The organism is Enteractinococcus coprophilus, from assembly GCF_006716305.1.
Classification (GTDB): domain Bacteria; phylum Actinomycetota; class Actinomycetes; order Actinomycetales; family Micrococcaceae; genus Yaniella; species Yaniella coprophila.
The window spans coordinates 564079-581152 of the sequence record NZ_VFOU01000003.1; the positions used below are offsets into that span (position 1 = coordinate 564079).

Here is a 17074-nt window from a genome sequence, read left to right on the forward strand (position 1 = left end):
GCAAGAAAACGTTCCTTGGAAAGATAACACTAGTTATATTCTGAGACCCACTACAGCATGAGGCAGTTCTTTACCGCTAAACAGTCGACTCAAGGAATTAGGGATATAGAGGGCATGGTAGGTTGTCTATGAAATTCTCTACTCATCTTCGTATGTTATTTACTATAAGAGGGACAAGGCTGGTCTAACCGATGACGGCAAGGAAGTTTCTGCACGCAATAGTCGGCGGCATTCTCGTACTGAGTATCCTGCTTACGCTCATATTATTCAACTTCGCGCCGACATCTCCACTGTTCATCCCATTAGTAAGCATCAGCGTTATCTGTCTAATGGGCGTCGCTGCACTTACCTTAGATTCATTTCGTCGGTTCTTCAATGAGCGCAGGGAGGCATCTCAACGCTTGCTTGATGAGGTACGCACCCATCGCGCGGAAACAAAGCTGGCAGCTCGAGAGCTTAGAGAACAACTCGCCAGTGCAACGTACGAGTCAGCGGAACTTCAGCGTTCGTTAACTCAGCAGAGCTACCGCCCAGCTATTTCGAGAATTGAACGGATGCATGACAGTTTATCGCGAGAGAACTCGAAAGCGGCAAGAGAAATTGATCGAAGTTCCTCAACGAACCGAAGCTTGGACTCGTCCCCAGCACAGTTGGACAGTGACCATCTCAGCTCCGGCGTTAACTCTGACATTGGCCCCGAGATCGACAAGCTAGCTAGAAAAGTTGATAAATTGACTGACCTTCTGACGAAGGTCCACCAAACGGGCAATACCAACGCAAGCGCTCTAAATCGCACGACCAGTACAAAAGCAAAGCAGATTATTTCAGTTTTAGAAACCCAACGCCACGAGTTTCTACGCGTACGTCGCGATTTGCAAAAAACTAGGCGACAAGTCATCTCCACAGTTCAACTAGCTGCAGGCGAAATAACAGCCCAGGCTGAAAAGACGATTTGGAACGAGACTAACGAGCACGAGGCTCTAGCTCAGCTCTACCCTCGTCATGACCTACGGGATCTCATGCCGCCATCGGGCCGGTGGGCTATGGACGCTCGCGCCTTACTTCATCTTGTGCAGATCGTTTCCTCAAGGAGACCTAAACAAATTTTGGAAATAGGCTCTGGAACGTCAACAATATGGCTTGCTTATGAGGCTGAGAAAATCGGCGCCAAAGTGGTGTCCGTTGATCATAAAGAAGAATTCGCCTCTCTCACAAGAACGTACCTTGGCCACCACAGCTTAGATGCCGCAGCAGAGGTAATTACCTTGCCATTAACACAAGTTCGTCACGACAAAACCGACTATCAGTGGTATGACATTCAGACTGCTGACATGCCGGAAGAGATTGATTTATTGATTGTGGATGGCCCCCCTGGGTCGCTCGGTCAGTGCGCCCGGTACCCCGCAGTACCTCAATTGTTAGAGCGTTTGCGAAGCGATGCTGTTATCATTTTAGATGATTCGACACGAGAAGATGAGATTCGCATACTCGATCAGTGGCTGCGGCTCCTCCCTGGGTACTGCCAAGTAGATAAGGGTTTGAGCAGATTAGGTATCCTTGCGCCTGAGGATTCGCGCTGGGTGCGCTCACGAAGCTCTCAGCCTCTAGCCTGATAATCGTCTCAGCTCTGTGGCTCTTAGGCCCTGATACTTCTCCTCGCACCTGTCCCAACACTTCAGACTTATGTCGATCGTATGACCACCTGCTTATTAGTGGAGATAACATGTTGGTTTGCCACCGGGAGATAAACTCGGTTAACGGCAGGGGTCCAACTAGGCTCACGTTAGTAACAGAGCTACTACGGCGAATATTACTCGAGTCGCCAGTGTCGAAGTAACCCGGAAGGCCACGAGTGAACAGCCTCTAGGCTTGGTCAGCGCGCTTGAGCATTCAGTCTGCCGACGGCAGACTGACTAAAGCCCCTTGAACTCATCTTGCGGGAAACCAATCCGCACAAGAGGGCGAAACTTGCGACATTAGGTCTGGTTCGGCACTTCAATGTCGCAGGCTACTTCCACTCACATGCCACGTACTTCAACATTGTTGAGATGGCAGGGTCTGCCCAACGTTATCCTAATAAACGGATCCTGGGTACGTCGAAAGCATATAGAACTCAGGAAATAGGTAAGAACCTAGTGTGCAGTTAGAAAATTAGCGTACTACTCATCTACCAATTTCTATGACCTTTCATAGGCCTCAGGGTATTTCGCTTCCTGGCTGCCGCATCTAGCCGGTTTACTCATCACAAAAACCAAAGCAGGCCGATTCACACGTAGTGAGCGGCGTTCTCTACTAAGGGCTCTTCTACGACATCGAGAACTTATCGCTCAGATGTTAGAAACAAATAGTTCGGGAGTTGTCCGCAATAAAAAGCAATTAAGGGATCGAGAGCCCCGGAAGGGCCGTGGCCAATTATTAGGGCCGGCCATCGAAAGTGGACCGAAACCCCTCATATATTGTCATCTGCGGAAGCTAGCTACCCTGCTGATCTTGTGCTGCTTCGAGAGCCTCACGCAATTGCTGATTCTCATGAGCGAGTTCACTAACCTGCGCATATAGATCAGAGATCAACGCTAGAATTGGGCCTGGATTCATATTGAAGTTATCCTAAATTCTCCGTTACGAAGCGTAATTCTGTGGAGGGTTTTGGTCTCTTGATCTTGCATGATGATACCCCGGTCAGCATCTTCGATCTGAAGATCGCCACCTGCTAATCGCAGGTTCCGATGCCGACTTCCTGAAAACCCCGCTGACAAGCTTATTGCTCCTTCATGACGGCTAGATTCCCAGAGCATATGCCCATCAGATTTAATCGAATAGCTCTTCGTGGCGCTTTGAACTTTGAAGGTGTGTTGATTGCCTTTAAGATGCAAAATACTATCCGGCTCGAAGCTGCCCCCTAACGCAATGAACCCTGTTGACCGGTCGAACCTAGCGACTGGAACTTCTCCCCCGGAGCCATCATGCCTAGCCAGGGTCAGGTTATATCGTTTTCCCTGAGAGCGCCGCACCGACCATCGCTGGATCTCTTCTTCGCCTCTCGTGTTAGTAGTAAATTCGAGTGTACTTGAAGCAAGGCGAAAAGCTCCCCACCCAACACCGAAATCTGCCGAAGACGTTCTAATATTCGTATGGTCTTTATCGTAATCGATAATGAACCGTGACTGCATTTGCCCTTGACTATCCGAAACTTCCACAGACCAATGTCGGTGGGGCGTTCCAGCCGGATTGTTTGGCAGATCGTGAGCGCCCATCCAAGCTTTCATTTTGGGGTCGTCCGGATCAGTGGAATCCCACCAACCAATAAACGGTTTCGCATAGGGGGTTCGCCAATGAAGTTCCAACACGTCCCCAGCGCGTTTGTTTGGCTTGTTCGATCTCTCCCAGGCCTCTAATATGATCCTATTAGACCTGGTATTTGGCGGTGTTTCGAATTTGATATCCCCATGTACAGTGCCGCCCTTAAGCGGTAAGAATCCCCCAGCTGACGACGCTTGTCGTGCTATCGCGGACCCCTGGACCGAACCTTCTTTGGCCGCTGTAAGTCCATCTTCTTCACTTGATATAGAGTTCAATGTATTATCCGAGGGTTTGTCTTTTTCCTGTTTATTTGTCATATCAATTACGCTACCGCGAAAACCCGTAGCTTGCCGGGATTGGCCATACTTTCAATAATCTACTGTCGAACGAACGCTTGAGAATACACTCTCGGGCCTCGTTTCACCCCTTGACTCGTTCGCTCAATGCGCTTTAGAGCTTTACAAAGCAATGGGGGGAACTTAGATAGCTGCTGAAACTCTTCGAGAAGGGCGGTGCCGTAACATGCTCCTTCATCGGTTGATCGGCGTACGGATAGTCATATGCAGATTTAAACTGTTTCACACATAATTGTCTAATTGTCAATGCGAAGGACTATACGACATTTACCGCTTGGCCTCCTTCGAGTCAATAGGATTAGGGTCCGATAGTTCGTCATAGATGCGATTCCGTTCATCAAGAGCGAGTAACCCGTCCGCTAACCTACCTAATATTCTGCGTTCTGCTCTTTGAAGCCTTTCATTCAATTCTTCTAACGCAGCTGCATCGATAAGCAGACGTCTGTTCCTTAGCGGTTCTACAGAACTGCCTGAATTTGGAGAGACAGCTTGCATATGGTCACCCAACTGATCAACTCTCCCAGCTAACTGTGCGTACCGCCGTTCTTGCAAGTATTTTATTTCCTTCAAAGTTTCATTGGTCACTCGCGTTCGAAGAATAAGTCTTTGATATAAACGTAGTAAGACGGAGAATAGTACGAGAAACGATAGCGACAAGAGCCAAAGCGCTAGCGCCCAATTCAAGGGTTGCTCGTTGAACAGACCGACCGTAGCCAAGGCCGTAGCTCCGAAAAGGCACGCAGTGAAAATGATGAATGAAAAGATGAGTTTACGCATGACGCTCCGGGGTTCGAGTCTCTGCAGTGTTTGTTAGCTCTTCCAAATAACGGACATGGCTCGTATATAACTGATTATCGAAGCTATATGAAAGATGACGATTTTTTAGAACAAGTTTGGAGAAGGCGGACCGATCAGAAGAATAGTACTCAATTAAAGAGGGTATTTCTTCTGGCTCAGCATAAAGCGCCATATCTCCATGGGCTTCTTCGAATGACTTAGGGAGTATAACGACTGCTCCACAAACTGCCGCTTCCACAGCCTCTCTGCTAAATCCCTGGGGGTAACTTTTATCCGGAAAATACACGAAAAAATCTAGGCCGCGCAGGAATGCCTCGGGCCTGATTTCTTTATCGCGGAAGACCACCCAGTCTAAGGGAAATTTGGTCTTACCGTACTTGCGAAGGTACGAGCGGGCATCGCCCAGAATGCGAACCTCACCTGAACCGTCCGAGGGCCAAATCTTCGCCGCAGTGGTAAATCTTTCTGGCCACATAGCTTCAAAATTGGCTGAATGGCGTCCAACGATAGGAGGCACATGAGGAAGACTTCTCCACACATGAGACCAGTGTCGTGGGTTAAAAGCCACGGGGCACTTATGAGGATCCACTAAAACATCAGGTTCATAGCTAGATAGGAGTCTCGACACTTCGGGGTCGCTTGACGTCCAGATCACTCTGCTATCAAAGATTTTTGAAGCAAGCTGATCACATTTTTCAGGCAAGTATATAGTATCCCCAGCCCCCTTTGACGGAGGCGGCATATCGGGCATAATGATTAACGTACCCGCTGTCAAGTTTATACTTGTATGCGCAGTGAAGTGAAGAATTGTAGGGTCATGAAGTATCGCCACCCGCGTCGATGCGTCCTCGTCAGGAATCACGAGGCCCACCTCGCCTGCGTTTATCATTGCTTGTACTTCAGAACTGAGCCGGGACGTTTCTTTCGAAGGGCTCATCACCGATTCGAGATGCAAAATACCGATTTTTTCGCCGGTACGATGCAGAGCAGTAATCTCATCAATCATAGCCCGTTGGGTACCGGTGTACGCGCGCCAATCCCCCACAAAGACAACATCATACTCTGGGGCTGTCCGCGGTGGCACTACCTTGAAACGAGCAGGGATGGGGATTGGTGCTGCACTCTTAGGCGTCAATCGAAGCTGTGCGGGCAATGTATTCTCATGCCAGTGTCGAGTGCTATTCCAAAACGCCCGACGCACGGGATGTGACCATCCCGGCATAAAATCAGCTCTAGAGAGCGAATCATGGCCGATTCGGATTATATATAAAGGCTTCGCTAGGATCTCGACTTCTCTGCCTGTGTACTTTTCAACTCTACGTCGGAACTCTCCGTCTGCACCTTTGCGTGCTTCCAAATAGCCGCCAACCTCTCGAGCGAGCTCGGCGCGCAGCATAAAACTTACTTCACACGGACCATGCGGTATGCGTCCGGGGAAAGTACGCACGAGCGCATTGTCGGTTCGTATCGCTTCCACAACTACGCCGGGGGTAGAGGGGCTTGCAAGTAAGTACTCGACCTGGGTGGCGAGCCGCTCAGGATGAGACCAATCGTCGGAGTCCTGTCCCGTTATGAATGCCCCCGTCGCAGCCGTGATCCCTGTGTTACGGGCTCGATACGTCCCTCCATTTTCTTCTTGCCGGATGACTCTTACACGAGGATCCGAGTTCTCTGCCTCCTCGAGCACTGGCTCAAACTCGATCGGGCTAGCATCATCCACGATGATTAACTCGAGGTTCTGCCATGACTGCCTGAGTATGGAATTTACAGCGGTGAGAAATTCCTCGCGATCGGGCATATAACATGTCATGAGGACAGATACCTTTGGTCCACCTGTACACGCCGGTGCATTCTCCGTGTTCAGGTCGTTAAAGCCTGGCTGACGTATAGGTGATGGCTTAAGTGGTAAAAGGCCGTTCTCGATGAAAGGTCTATTAAAGCCTGTCATCCAGGATTTGTAGGTCTCCGGATCTCTTGAGATAGTAGGATTGTCTAAGTCGCTTAGGAGATATCCGTAGAACAAGTTCTTCAGGAACTCGTTAGCCTCCAGCAGCATCCGAGCCTCTTCGATTCGCGCTCGTTCTTTTAATATTTCGATTTCAAGCCGATGGAACTGTTGGTGTTCTTGGATTCGAGGTAGGTAATTATTTGCATGTTTTAGACACGTCATGCCAAATTCGAGGTCACTCGCTCCCATCTCGGTATCCGTTTCTTCGAGGGCCTGAATAATCACTACTCGCCCCAAGGTAGCTAACCATAAGTTACGAAACTGTACTTTGTAGAAAGTGCCGTCGGCGGCTAGATCTCTCAATTGAGCCACAGTGTACTTATCATCGGTTGCTACGTAAGCGAGGACATCATGCAACGCCTTTGAGCGCGTCCGCAGGATTGTCGCTCCAAACTCAACATGGCCGACTGACCGGATGTGAGCGGCATGCCAAGATAAGAGTCTCGAGTAACTATTCCTCATATACTGGCTACCTCTCACTCAGTTTGAAACGCATGCTGTAGAACTTCAGTTCACAGCGTCTAAGCACCGTGACGGCACTCAATCTGCGACCCGATCGCTGATCAACGTTACTTGGCCCATTGTCTAGGGGATACTTTCCCAATGGTCTCTGAAACCAAAGGCGTTTAGGCTTACTCTCCAATCAGTCGCTGAGACGGCAACGTTGAGAATCTCAGATAACAGTTCCTTTGGAGGAGGAGTGTGACCATCTCGCCAATGGTCGGTTAGTAAGAACACTTCTGTGTCAGCATCCACAGCGTTCCAGAACGGCGTAAGGTGTTTTTCCACGTGTACTTTGTCTGCCATGTTCTGCATATAGGCCACAGAGTTCGGTCTGGACTTCATATAGTGAGTACATAAATCCGTAACGACGCCCACGGGCAATTTGTCTAGTGGCCTGGGCTCGTCTTGGTTGATATCAAAAGCTCGCAACGCGTAATCCCGAACTGCACCTCTCGAGTACTGAGCTATATCCGTTTGCGGATTGAAAACTAGTGCGAGAGATTCTGCAAAATAGCTTGCAAAGTATAATGCAGCAAACCCGCCACCGGACCCGCCGAAGAATATCGTTCTCTCACTGTCTAGGGACGTGACGATCTTTTCCATGATCGTAAGAAGATCCTGTTGTAAGTCTGGCTGGTGCTCATTGCCGGCGTACCAGGAAAGCATCAACTTTTCATCGAGAACTAAGGAGGGGTCAGAGATGAATACCCGATTCGCAGCCAGTCCGCCAGAGATACCTAGCCCGCTTAGAACGGGAAGGGTAAAGTGCGGTTGAATCGCGCCGTGAAAGAAAAATATCGTCGTCTTCGCAGAACCGGGGCTTATCAAAATATCTATAGGGATACCCCCCACATAGATCGTTGATATTCCGGCAGGCACCACCTCATGATTGACAAAATCTTCAAGAGACGAGAACTCGGTGACTTGGTGTAGGTCCCGGTTAATGACACGGTCGCGCTGCACTTGGCCTACTTCAACGATCTAACTCGGAATACAGCGTCACCACGGATTGAGGCACAGGGGCACTAGAGCACATAGGCTTCGGTTCCTTCGGTTGCACCACGGGTATCAAAGAGCAATTCTGCTTTCGCGCTGATGTCTTTGAGATCGTATTCGCGGTGTGCCTGTAACAAAATCACAATATCCGCATCCTGGACTGCTTGGTCAAGATCCGATACAGACTCATGGGCGGTGCCGTTGAGCTGCCAGGTGGGGACATTAGCATCGTGGTAGCGGATATTAGCGCCCTTAGCTGTGAGGCCGTGAGCGATAGGGATAGCAGGTGAATGACGTTGGTCAGCGATGTTCGCCTTGTAACTAACTCCCAGGAGCAACACGTTGGAACCGTTCAGCGATTTTGAATGAGTATTCAAAAGGTCTTGGATCCGTTGCACAACGTAGTTTGGCATGGAGTTATTGATGTCTTCCGCGAGGTCGACAAACCGGAAAGGATGTCCCAACGCTTTTCGTACTGAGTAGTTCAGATAACTCGGGTCGATCGGTATGCAGTGCCCGCCGACTCCAGGTCCGGGATAGAACGCTTGGAAGCCAAATGGTTTAGTTGCTGCTGCCTTAATGACCTCCCAGATATCAATCCCAAGTTCATGACTGAATTTAGCCATCTCATTAACCAGACCAATATTGATGTGCCTATAGGTGTTCTCAAGAAGCTTGGCCGTCTCGGCTTCCTTAGCGCCTTTAACTTTCACCACTTCTTCGATGAACTTACTATAGAACTCCACAGCCTCATCACCCGAAGCCGCAGTAACCCCACCAACGACCTTGGGAGTGTTTTCTAGGCGCCACGTCTTATTCCCCGGATCAATGCGCTCCGGTGAGAACGCTAAATAAAAGTCTTCATCGATGCGACGTCCACCAGCTTCCAACGCGGGTTGCAAAACTTCCTCAGTAGTCCCTGGATAGGTCGTAGATTCGAGGACCACCAACGTCTTCTTTTCTAGGTTTTCCGCTACTGCAGCTGCGGCAGACTCGACCGCGAACAGATCCGGACGGCCGGCATCCCCGAGCGGTGTTGGTACACAAATCACTACGACATCGGCATCCCGGATGACCGCATTATCAGCCGTGGCACGGTAGCCGTTCTCTAACATCGCTTGCAGTGCGAGATCCGGAATATCTTCCACGTGGGATGATCCAGCATTCAGGTTTTCGACTACCTTGGGGTTAACTTCAAGACCCGTAACCTTATAGCCAGCGTGGCTCGCAGCCTGAGATAACGGTAAACCAACATAGCCCTGGCCGATTACTACTAAATTCTTCACGTACTCGCGCTCCTAATAAACTTTTCTTTCCAGTACATCCCGACGGCAACAGGTATGTCTACAAGTACCGCCAAACTGCTACGTCGGCCTAGATCTCTACATGTTTTGTATTGCGACCGTAGGTTTCAATCACAGAGTTTGCATACAGTTCGAGGTGGTCGATATTCCAGGTGTGGCTATGCTGCCCGCGGATCTGCATGAAGTTAAAACGGTCCCCTGCAAAGATAGCTGCCCCAGACTGCTCCACCGACGCCAAGAAACGCGAATCTTCTCCCCCAGTCATCGGGAGGAACGGGTTTTGCGTGAAAACGTCCCGCCGTCCAACAAATGTTGCACCGGTAATAAAATCGGTGTACATATTTTCCTTGCCCGGATTACGGAGCGTCACAATGTCGTCGTCAGCAGAGTACATGTAGGTAGCGAATTTACCCACGAGATCGGCGTTGGAGAACTTCATGGCATTGAGACTGTCGTGAAGGTAATAAGTTCCGTAGAAGTCATCATCGTCAAAATTTGCTATCACGTCTCCGGAAGCAGTGGCGACCAACTTATTCAGGCATAATCCCAGAGGATCGCTCTGGGGACTGCTCAAGAGCGTGAAATGTTCTAACCCCAGATCAGCGGCATAAGCGCTGAGTTCTTTTTCTCGTTCTTCGAAGCCATGAGTCAGTAGTACGAGTTCTGTGTCGACGTCTTTTTGACAGGCAACAGATTCGATAGCGTGTTTGACGAAGTCGGGGCGATTCGTGGACACAATGGCGCTTACTGAAAACGGTATCAGGAACGGAGATTTCACGTGTAGGCCTGCAGCGTCGAAAATCTTCTCGGCCCTGTGCGCGTAGGTGTGATGATTCCAGATCTCGCGCTGTGCTGTGTGCACCATACGATCCCGGGCTTGGGGCGAGTTCAAGACGGTCCGTAGAACATGGGCGGCAGTCTGCTCGTCAGAAACGATCGGCACCTGACTTGAGTCAAAGAATTCCGGTATCGCTTTACTTTCGCCAGAAACCACCGGTGTTCCGGAGGCAACTATTTCGAAGACGCGTCGTGCACACATCGATGGACTATCAGTGACAGAGTTGACGTTCAGAAAGACTTTGTAGTTTCGATAGGCTGCCAGCATCTTCTCATAGGGCAGCGCCCCGACCACATACTCGTTGTAGGGTGAGGGGAATTGATAGTTCTCATTGCCGCCATGGTGCCGGGAGAAGATGTCGAATTTATAGCGACCACGATTCACCACGGAAATAGCTGCATCAAACAGCAGCTTCATCTGGGCTTTGCGTTCGGGGAACTTGTGGTCAAAATACATCCCGGCGAAAGCGATATCTTCCGATTGCTCCAAGCCGCGAATTCGAATGGGATTGTGGATTGAGGGCTGCGCAGCAAAACTCAGTGAGTCTACTCTGTCGTGGCCTAAGACTTCTCGATATGTGGGAAGCAGGGTCACATCGGTGGTGAATACGACGTCAAAGAGTTTCGCTGCATCAATGAAGTCGTCGAAGTGCGCGGGGTCTTCTTTATTCCAGAAAACTGTCGGCACTGACTGCTGCTTGCAGAACTCAACGAGCTCGACCAACTCTTTCCGCGGAGCCTGCGACCCGGTTAGTTGATATTGCCATGCGCCGTGATTACCTGCCCACGCCGATTCGACTAACAACAGGTCGATTGGTTCGGCTCGTAGTTCTTCTTTCCAACCCTTTGGGGTAAGCAGCACTGTTTCGAACTCCGGCGTCCAAGCACGAAGCGAAAACTCATCCAAAATGACACCGACCCTGAGCCCAGGGAAGGATTTCGGACGGTCCACGGCCGGCACGGCTGGATAATTTGACGGATTAACCGTGTCGTCACCATTCTTCAACCCGAGGGGTGTCGTAATGTTGTAGCCGTATCGGCTTCTGCGACGCCACTTTATAAATTGCTGGAAACCGCCCTTGCGCAAATGCCAGAGACCTTTGCGCAGGCTATCGAGCTTCGATGGCATAGGGTGGTTAACCTTTCGGTGGTGTGAGCGTTTAGAGAGGTTTCTAGCGGCCAATGCTTGTCTCGGTCGCTTGCAGCCGGGACATTACAAATAACCGAGTGTACATCAATGTCTTGATCGTCCAGTGACACATACGCCATCAATAATAACGGTTGAAACCTCGAGCACTACAGCTCGTGAAAGAGGTTACATTCGGCAGCGCGCACCCCACGTGCAGGAATATGCTCCTATTGCTTGCTAGGAGCGAAGTTCTGGTTGGTAGTGTCTAGTCATATATAGTCCTATTTATGACTGATAACACCTTAGATCTTCCTGAAACGGAAGACCGGTCACCGAGGAAAAAGAATAAGAAGGTTCTTTTTTGGGTGCTGGGCTCTTTTCTCGTCGTTCTGCTGATTGCTGGCGGCATCGTTTGGGCTGCCATGTCCAAGCTCCAAGATTTTGAAACCATCGAGCAAGCCTTCCCTGAAGAGACGTTGCGTCCTGAGGTGACTAAGCCGGTTGAGGGGCAAGATGATCCAGCGGTAAATATTCTGCTGTTGGGCTCCGATTCGCGTGCCAACACTTCAACTCCGGTGCTTGACGATATCGGCAACCGGGCCGACACCATCATGGTCGCCCATATCCCCTCGGATCGTAGTGGTGTGCAGATCATGTCGATTATGCGTGACTCATGGCTGGAGATTCCAGGGCACGGGGAAGCCAAGATTAATGCGGCGATGGCATACGGCGGCGTGCCACTCATGGTGCAGACGGTGGAAGGCCTGATCGACCAGCGCATTGACCATGTAGCAGTGATAGATTTCAACGGCTTCCAAAATATGACCGATTCTTTAGGCGGAGTCGAGGTCAATAACCCGAGAGCGTTTAGCTATGACGGAGTCCAGTTCGCCCAGGGACCAATCACCTTGAATGGCGAAGAAGCTCTGACGTTCGTCCGCAGTCGAAACTTCTCAGACGGGGATTACACTCGCGTCGAGAATCAGCAGCTGTTCATGGAGAGCATGGCTGCCGAGATCTTATCGCGCGATACTCTAACCAGCCCTAGTAAGCTCAACGACTTGGTCGAGTCGACCACACCATACGTTGCCCTTGATGGTGACTTCGGGGTGGGATCGATGGTCGGTCTTGGCACCTCTATGTCGTCTGTCCGAGCCGGTGACATTACCAGCTTCACCCTGCCTACTAGGGGAACCGGTCGTGAAGGTGGCGGACAATCTGTGGTCTACGTAGATTGGGATGCTTTAGACGAAGTACGCGAGCGGTTTAAGAATGATGAATTGGCAGATTACCAACCTGCTGCAAAGTAAAAGCTCCTCGCGGTAACCCTGTTATCGACTGCGCATCGTTCGTTTTGAACGGTGCGCAGTTTTATATCCTGACCCTATTCCCCCTGCATGTGTTGGGGCGTAGCGTGGAATTACAAGGTTCATTGCAGAACCTGGAAGAAGGGACAGGGCCATGAGTGAGAACACCTCGGATTTCTTCGAGGAAATTGATGATGCGGACATGGAAGTTCCGCAAGATGGCCGCGATGGTCAGCCTTCTGAAGAAGGCTCTTCCGATGAGCCAGAAACTTTGGAAGCTCACGATCCGCTGCGACACAGAGATGTCGTGCTAAGCGATACGGAGGGGCCCTCCACGATCTTTGGCCAGCACGCCGAGTCCTTAGCCCAAGATGACTGGGCTCTAGAGGAACTCCACGTTATGGATCCCGATGAGCTGGACGAAGAACTCGTAGACGACGATTTCGAGTGATTTGTAGAGCGACCTACTTTAGGCGCCCTTTGACTCGTCGAACGCCGGCCATCGGGGTGGTTTGTTCGGTGTAGTAATCCAGCCAGTACCCATCCTCTGTCGGCAGGATGGTGTGCGGACCGTACGCGCCTTGGATCGTAAATGAACTCATACGAGTCTCTCCGAATTCAGTGGGTGTTAGCTTTTCTATTCGGCTGATCGTTACACCCCGACCGTAGCTGACTGATCCGTCTTGCCCGGTCCGATACAGCTTGCCATTTGTGCGAATGAGGGGGCCTGCCATGCGCGCGCTTCGCGGATCGAGACACACCGGTGTTTGTAGGTGCGGCGTCCAGGGGCCGAACGGACTGTCGCTGACCCAGAGTTCAAGCCGCTCCCCCACGTTTTCTGGTCGTCCGCCGAATAAATACCAGTGCCCTTCGTGTTCGATCATCGTGGGATCGATAACGCGCTCGTCTTCTAGACCAATCAGCTGATGCTCTGCTTTGGAGGTCAGCTGTTCTTCGTCCAGTTCGAAGAATGTTGGAGGGCCGACGTCTCCCATTTCAGGAAAGAGGTAGGTGACACCTTCGTATTCGAGAATCTGAGGGTATGAAAGGTGTCCGCCGCCGACGGGAAGGTCTACGCGTTGCCCCTGCCCATCGGTGTAAGCGAAGATTTCGCCTTTTCCGGTGCTGCCGTGCATGACCTCTACATACAGCCGACCATTGTGATACGCACAAGGATCCGCCGCAAAGGTGTACCCCTCAGGGAGGGTAATGGGCTGCATATCGGCAAACTGTGGTTGCACCGGATTTTCTGGATCAAATGGCTGCGGCACAAATGCGACGTTCCAGCGCTTTTCACGAAACGCCCCATACAGCCCCCGGCCCACCAGCGCGGTCGCCATTTTGCCAAGTGTTTTGACTACTTGGCCGTTGGTTGGCAGCTGGTGATTTGATTCCGGTGTTGCGTTCGGAACCACCGACTGATTTTTCAGTGCCCCAATGGCTTTGGCAAGCAGGGGGACGCTGGTCTCATAAGCATTATTGAGCGTCGATCGGTACGAGGTTGGTACGACGCGAGAATATGCTTCTGCCAGAACGCGTCCGTTATTTGGAGTGTTGCTGAGCTGGTGCACGGTGACGTTCATCGTGGCCTCACCGGATGCAAGCTCATGAAAACCGTGTGGCCGGCCCCGATGTGCTTCAGGGTTCGCGTCGTGATAGGCCACCACGCCGTGCGTCACGGGAAGGTCTTCCGGGCCTTTGAGTAGATTCATGCCGAATTTCACGACGACATCGTGGTCCTGCAGCTGTTCAGCCACGTCGGCAGGGACTCGCTGCCAGGTGCCCTCCCATTCGGATGGGAAGTAGATGATCTCAACGTCGTTGCGTAATAGCGGCGTGACATCACGGTCGCGGAGCATCGGCATGCGCGGGCGACCTGCCATCGTGAGTGCACGATATACGGCATGTTTGGCCTGACGTGGTGGGTGTTGATCATTGGTGCAGTGCAGAACAGTCGTAACGTCTAGACCTGATTCGATGGCCAGCTCGAGGGCTTCGTATTCCCATGCTTTGAGGGTTCTATCGGGTCCCAGTAAAAGGGCAGCACGCACGTGGTTCCTCCGCAAGATGTGTGAGTGAAGGTGAGATAGGTGTCACACTACATGAATTAGGGTCAGCTGCCGAGGGGTTATTGACTATTGTTGGCTTGCCTATCAAGCTGAACTATAGTTTCATCAACAAAGGAGCCCATTTCGACGTCAGTTAAGCGCCAGACCCCGAAGGCTGCATTTGATTACACGGACGGCTCGGCAGAGGGTGAGATTTCCTATCGCAGAGCCATGCAGGCATTCGAAGATATTGAGTTTCATCCAGAGATCTTGCGTCCTGCCTCCGAGATTGACACGTCAGTGCACATTCTTAGCGGTACCAGCGATATAGGAACTCGATAGATCAGCAGCGGAAAAGCCCCTCATACAGTGCTTTAAAAATCGCTGCATTCTCGTAAGCGAGGTACGCGGCCCACTGCTTTGTCGTCATGTCAGTCTCCGGATAGACGAAGTTCACGTCCACATCGTCATCGATGCATTGGTTGAAGATAAATCGGGTCCGGAAGGTGTGCCACTTGCTTGTCACAACGGTGATCGAGTCCCATGATTGTTCGTTGACTAGGTCGTTGACAGCAAACGCCTCCCCTATAGTCGAGATCTCAACCGGAGCAAGGCACACGACATCCTCCGGAGTATCGGTGTCGCAGTATTCGATAACAGCCTCAGGTAGCTGTGGCGCGTAGTCCCCGAGGCGTCCGGGGCGGGGTTCAACATATGAAATCACCAATGTATTCGTCCCGGTATTTGCGAACACTTCTTCTGCCAGAGGCAACCGGTAATCTTGCGGTGAGAGGCTCACGACAGCGTCGCGTGGTGACTCCAGGTCCCCTTGAGGCGGGTAGATAACATTGAGCGTAACGAAGAGCAGCCAACCGATCACCAAGGTGGCCATGATGCCACTGATCATTTTGAGTTTACGCACGGACCTTCTATTTTCTTGGGAAGCGGATAGTGCTTTCACGATCTGGCAGGGTCTGGAAACTAGCAGTTGACTACTATCTTGAACCGATCACCGACCCTGTGCAAGATCTCTAGACAAAAACTTTGACATAGGTCAGGATCTGGGTCTTCGCGACGGTCGTTGGCTTTCTCATCTTCAACACTTGGCAGCCCAGCCACGGTCGAAACACTGTCGGTTGCCTTCAGTAATGCGTTGCAAAACGACCTTCCTGGCTCGATTCTCGCATGTCCAGAACATGAACTCTCTATCAATAATTGAGACCTGCATTGCCAAACGACCACGTCAAACGCAGGGAGAGAAGACCCGAAAAAAATTCTTTTCAAAAAGGCTTGCGCATTGCTAAGACAGCAACTAGATTGTTGTATCAGCAACACAGTTCGTGATGCGAATCACAAAAGCAAACTTCAAAGGAGACCCCAATGGTGGATAGCGTTTACGAATCAGACGAAGCCTACAAAGAAATCGAAAACCAGCTGGAACAGGCCCTGGATAACGCCTTCAACTTGGGCGCCCAGGAAATGGAAGGCCGCGGCTTCAAGCGTCGCGTTGGCTTCGGTACTCGCCCAGCAGTCATCCACATTGACATGGCAAACGCCTGGACCCGCCCGGGCCACGCATTTACTTGCCGCAACATGGATACCATCATCCCGGCTTGCCAGGATCTGAACGCCGCAGCTCGCGCTAAAGGTGTTCCAGTCATCTTCATCACCACCGCCTACGAAGTCCTCAACGCAGAACTACCATCGGACATGGGCCTGTGGTCGCAGAAGATTCCACTGGAAACCCTGGATCCTTCGACCGGTGCAGCAGATATCGACTCACGCATCGCTCCCGAACCAGGCGAACTGGTCATCACCAAGAAGCGCGCCTCCGCGTTCCCTGGTACCTACCTGAACCAATTCCTGACCGCCAACCGCATTGACACCCTGATCGTCACCGGCGTGACCGCTTCAGCTTGTGTCCGCAACACCGTTGAAGATGCCATGGCTGAAGGCTTCCGCCCAATTGCCGTTCGCGAAGCTATCGGTGACCGCGTTGCCGGTACCGTTGCCTGGAACCTGTTCGACATCGACAACAAGTTCGGAGACGTAGAGTCCGTTGGCACCGTTGTGGAATACCTCAACAACCTGCCAAACTTCGAAGACACCGTTCCAACCCCAACCGCCAAAGCCCCACAGCAGGCCCTAGCAGCTAACTAAGCGCTATTGACTGCCGTGCACTCTGGGACTTCACACTCTTGATGAGCGTGAAGTCCCAGAGTCGCTTAACACAGCAGCCGCAGCGACATGAGCCCGCCGCAGGATCACCCTTCGACCCCCACCCAGCGGTCGGATAGCTCCACTGCTTCGCCTCATGCATCACCCCGCAGGGGCCACCAGCTCCTGTCGAGCTTTTCCAGCTGCGGGAGGACTGGCCCCCGCCTGATACGCGAGCCGTCAGGGCCACCCGAAGACCCTGGATGCTCAATTTTCCGCGCTCACATGGAAAGACTCTCGACCCTGCGGTCGCCTCAAAGATTTCTTAAA

The 17074-nt window shown here is 51.5% G+C and carries 11 protein-coding genes and 1 pseudogene; 5 read left to right on the forward strand and 7 right to left on the reverse strand.

Annotation, left to right across the window (positions count from 1 at the left end):
* The first annotated feature begins 191 nt into the window (after positions 1–191).
* Positions 192–1613 carry an O-methyltransferase gene (locus FB556_RS10590; protein WP_141867448.1) on the forward strand — a complete coding sequence of 474 codons (1422 nt, stop codon included), beginning with the start codon at positions 192–194 and terminating at the stop codon, positions 1611–1613.
* 978 nt (positions 1614–2591) lie between these two features.
* Here the strand turns inward: FB556_RS10590 and FB556_RS10595 are convergent.
* The 5 genes from FB556_RS10595 to FB556_RS10615 form a co-directional block, all read right to left on the reverse strand.
* Positions 2592–3617 carry a hypothetical protein gene (locus tag FB556_RS10595; RefSeq protein ID WP_141867450.1) on the reverse strand — a complete coding sequence of 342 codons (1026 nt, stop codon included), beginning with the start codon at positions 3615–3617 and terminating at the stop codon, positions 2592–2594.
* Positions 3618–4425: 808 nt separating this feature from the next.
* Positions 4426–6687 carry a glycosyltransferase gene (locus tag FB556_RS10600; RefSeq protein ID WP_170200445.1) on the reverse strand — a complete coding sequence of 754 codons (2262 nt, stop codon included), beginning with the start codon at positions 6685–6687 and terminating at the stop codon, positions 4426–4428.
* A gap of 360 nt (positions 6688–7047) precedes the next feature.
* On the reverse strand, positions 7048–7929 hold the full coding sequence (locus FB556_RS10605; protein ID WP_141867455.1) for a hypothetical protein: 882 nt from the start codon (positions 7927–7929) through the stop codon (positions 7048–7050).
* 62 nt (positions 7930–7991) lie between these two features.
* Positions 7992–9248 carry a nucleotide sugar dehydrogenase gene (locus FB556_RS10610; RefSeq protein WP_141867458.1) on the reverse strand — a complete coding sequence of 419 codons (1257 nt, stop codon included), beginning with the start codon at positions 9246–9248 and terminating at the stop codon, positions 7992–7994.
* Positions 9249–9336: 88 nt separating this feature from the next.
* Positions 9337–11232 (reverse strand): glycosyltransferase family protein, encoded by a 1896-nt coding sequence (locus FB556_RS10615; RefSeq protein WP_141867460.1) that lies wholly within the window; start codon positions 11230–11232, stop codon positions 9337–9339.
* Positions 11233–11519: 287 nt separating this feature from the next.
* On the opposite strand from FB556_RS10615, the gene FB556_RS10620 reads away from it, so the two are divergent.
* Together FB556_RS10620 and FB556_RS10625 are read left to right on the forward strand one after the other, a co-directional pair.
* Positions 11520–12542 (forward strand): LCP family protein, encoded by a 1023-nt coding sequence (locus tag FB556_RS10620; protein ID WP_141867462.1) that lies wholly within the window; start codon positions 11520–11522, stop codon positions 12540–12542.
* Positions 12543–12693: 151 nt separating this feature from the next.
* A complete protein-coding gene (locus FB556_RS10625) occupies positions 12694–12990 on the forward strand; it encodes a hypothetical protein (RefSeq protein ID WP_141867464.1) in 297 nt (98 codons plus the stop codon).
* 13 nt (positions 12991–13003) lie between these two features.
* Here FB556_RS10625 and FB556_RS10630 read toward each other — a convergent pair whose 3' ends face one another.
* Entirely contained in the window at positions 13004–14590 is a 1587-nt protein-coding gene (locus tag FB556_RS10630; RefSeq protein ID WP_141867466.1) for a glucosamine inositolphosphorylceramide transferase family protein, read from the reverse strand.
* A gap of 138 nt (positions 14591–14728) precedes the next feature.
* On the opposite strand from FB556_RS10630, the pseudogene FB556_RS13710 reads away from it, so the two are divergent.
* Positions 14729–14911: pseudogene (locus tag FB556_RS13710) on the forward strand (alpha-hydroxy-acid oxidizing protein); the annotation flags it as partial.
* A gap of 19 nt (positions 14912–14930) precedes the next feature.
* Here FB556_RS13710 and FB556_RS10640 read toward each other — a convergent pair.
* Positions 14931–15509, reverse strand: coding sequence for a YdcF family protein (locus FB556_RS10640; protein ID WP_141867468.1), 579 nt, complete (start codon positions 15507–15509; stop codon positions 14931–14933).
* 458 nt (positions 15510–15967) lie between these two features.
* On the opposite strand from FB556_RS10640, the gene FB556_RS10645 reads away from it, so the two are divergent.
* Positions 15968–16747 carry an isochorismatase family protein gene (locus FB556_RS10645; RefSeq protein ID WP_211344030.1) on the forward strand — a complete coding sequence of 260 codons (780 nt, stop codon included), beginning with the start codon at positions 15968–15970 and terminating at the stop codon, positions 16745–16747.
* The last annotated feature ends 327 nt before the right edge of the window (positions 16748–17074 follow it).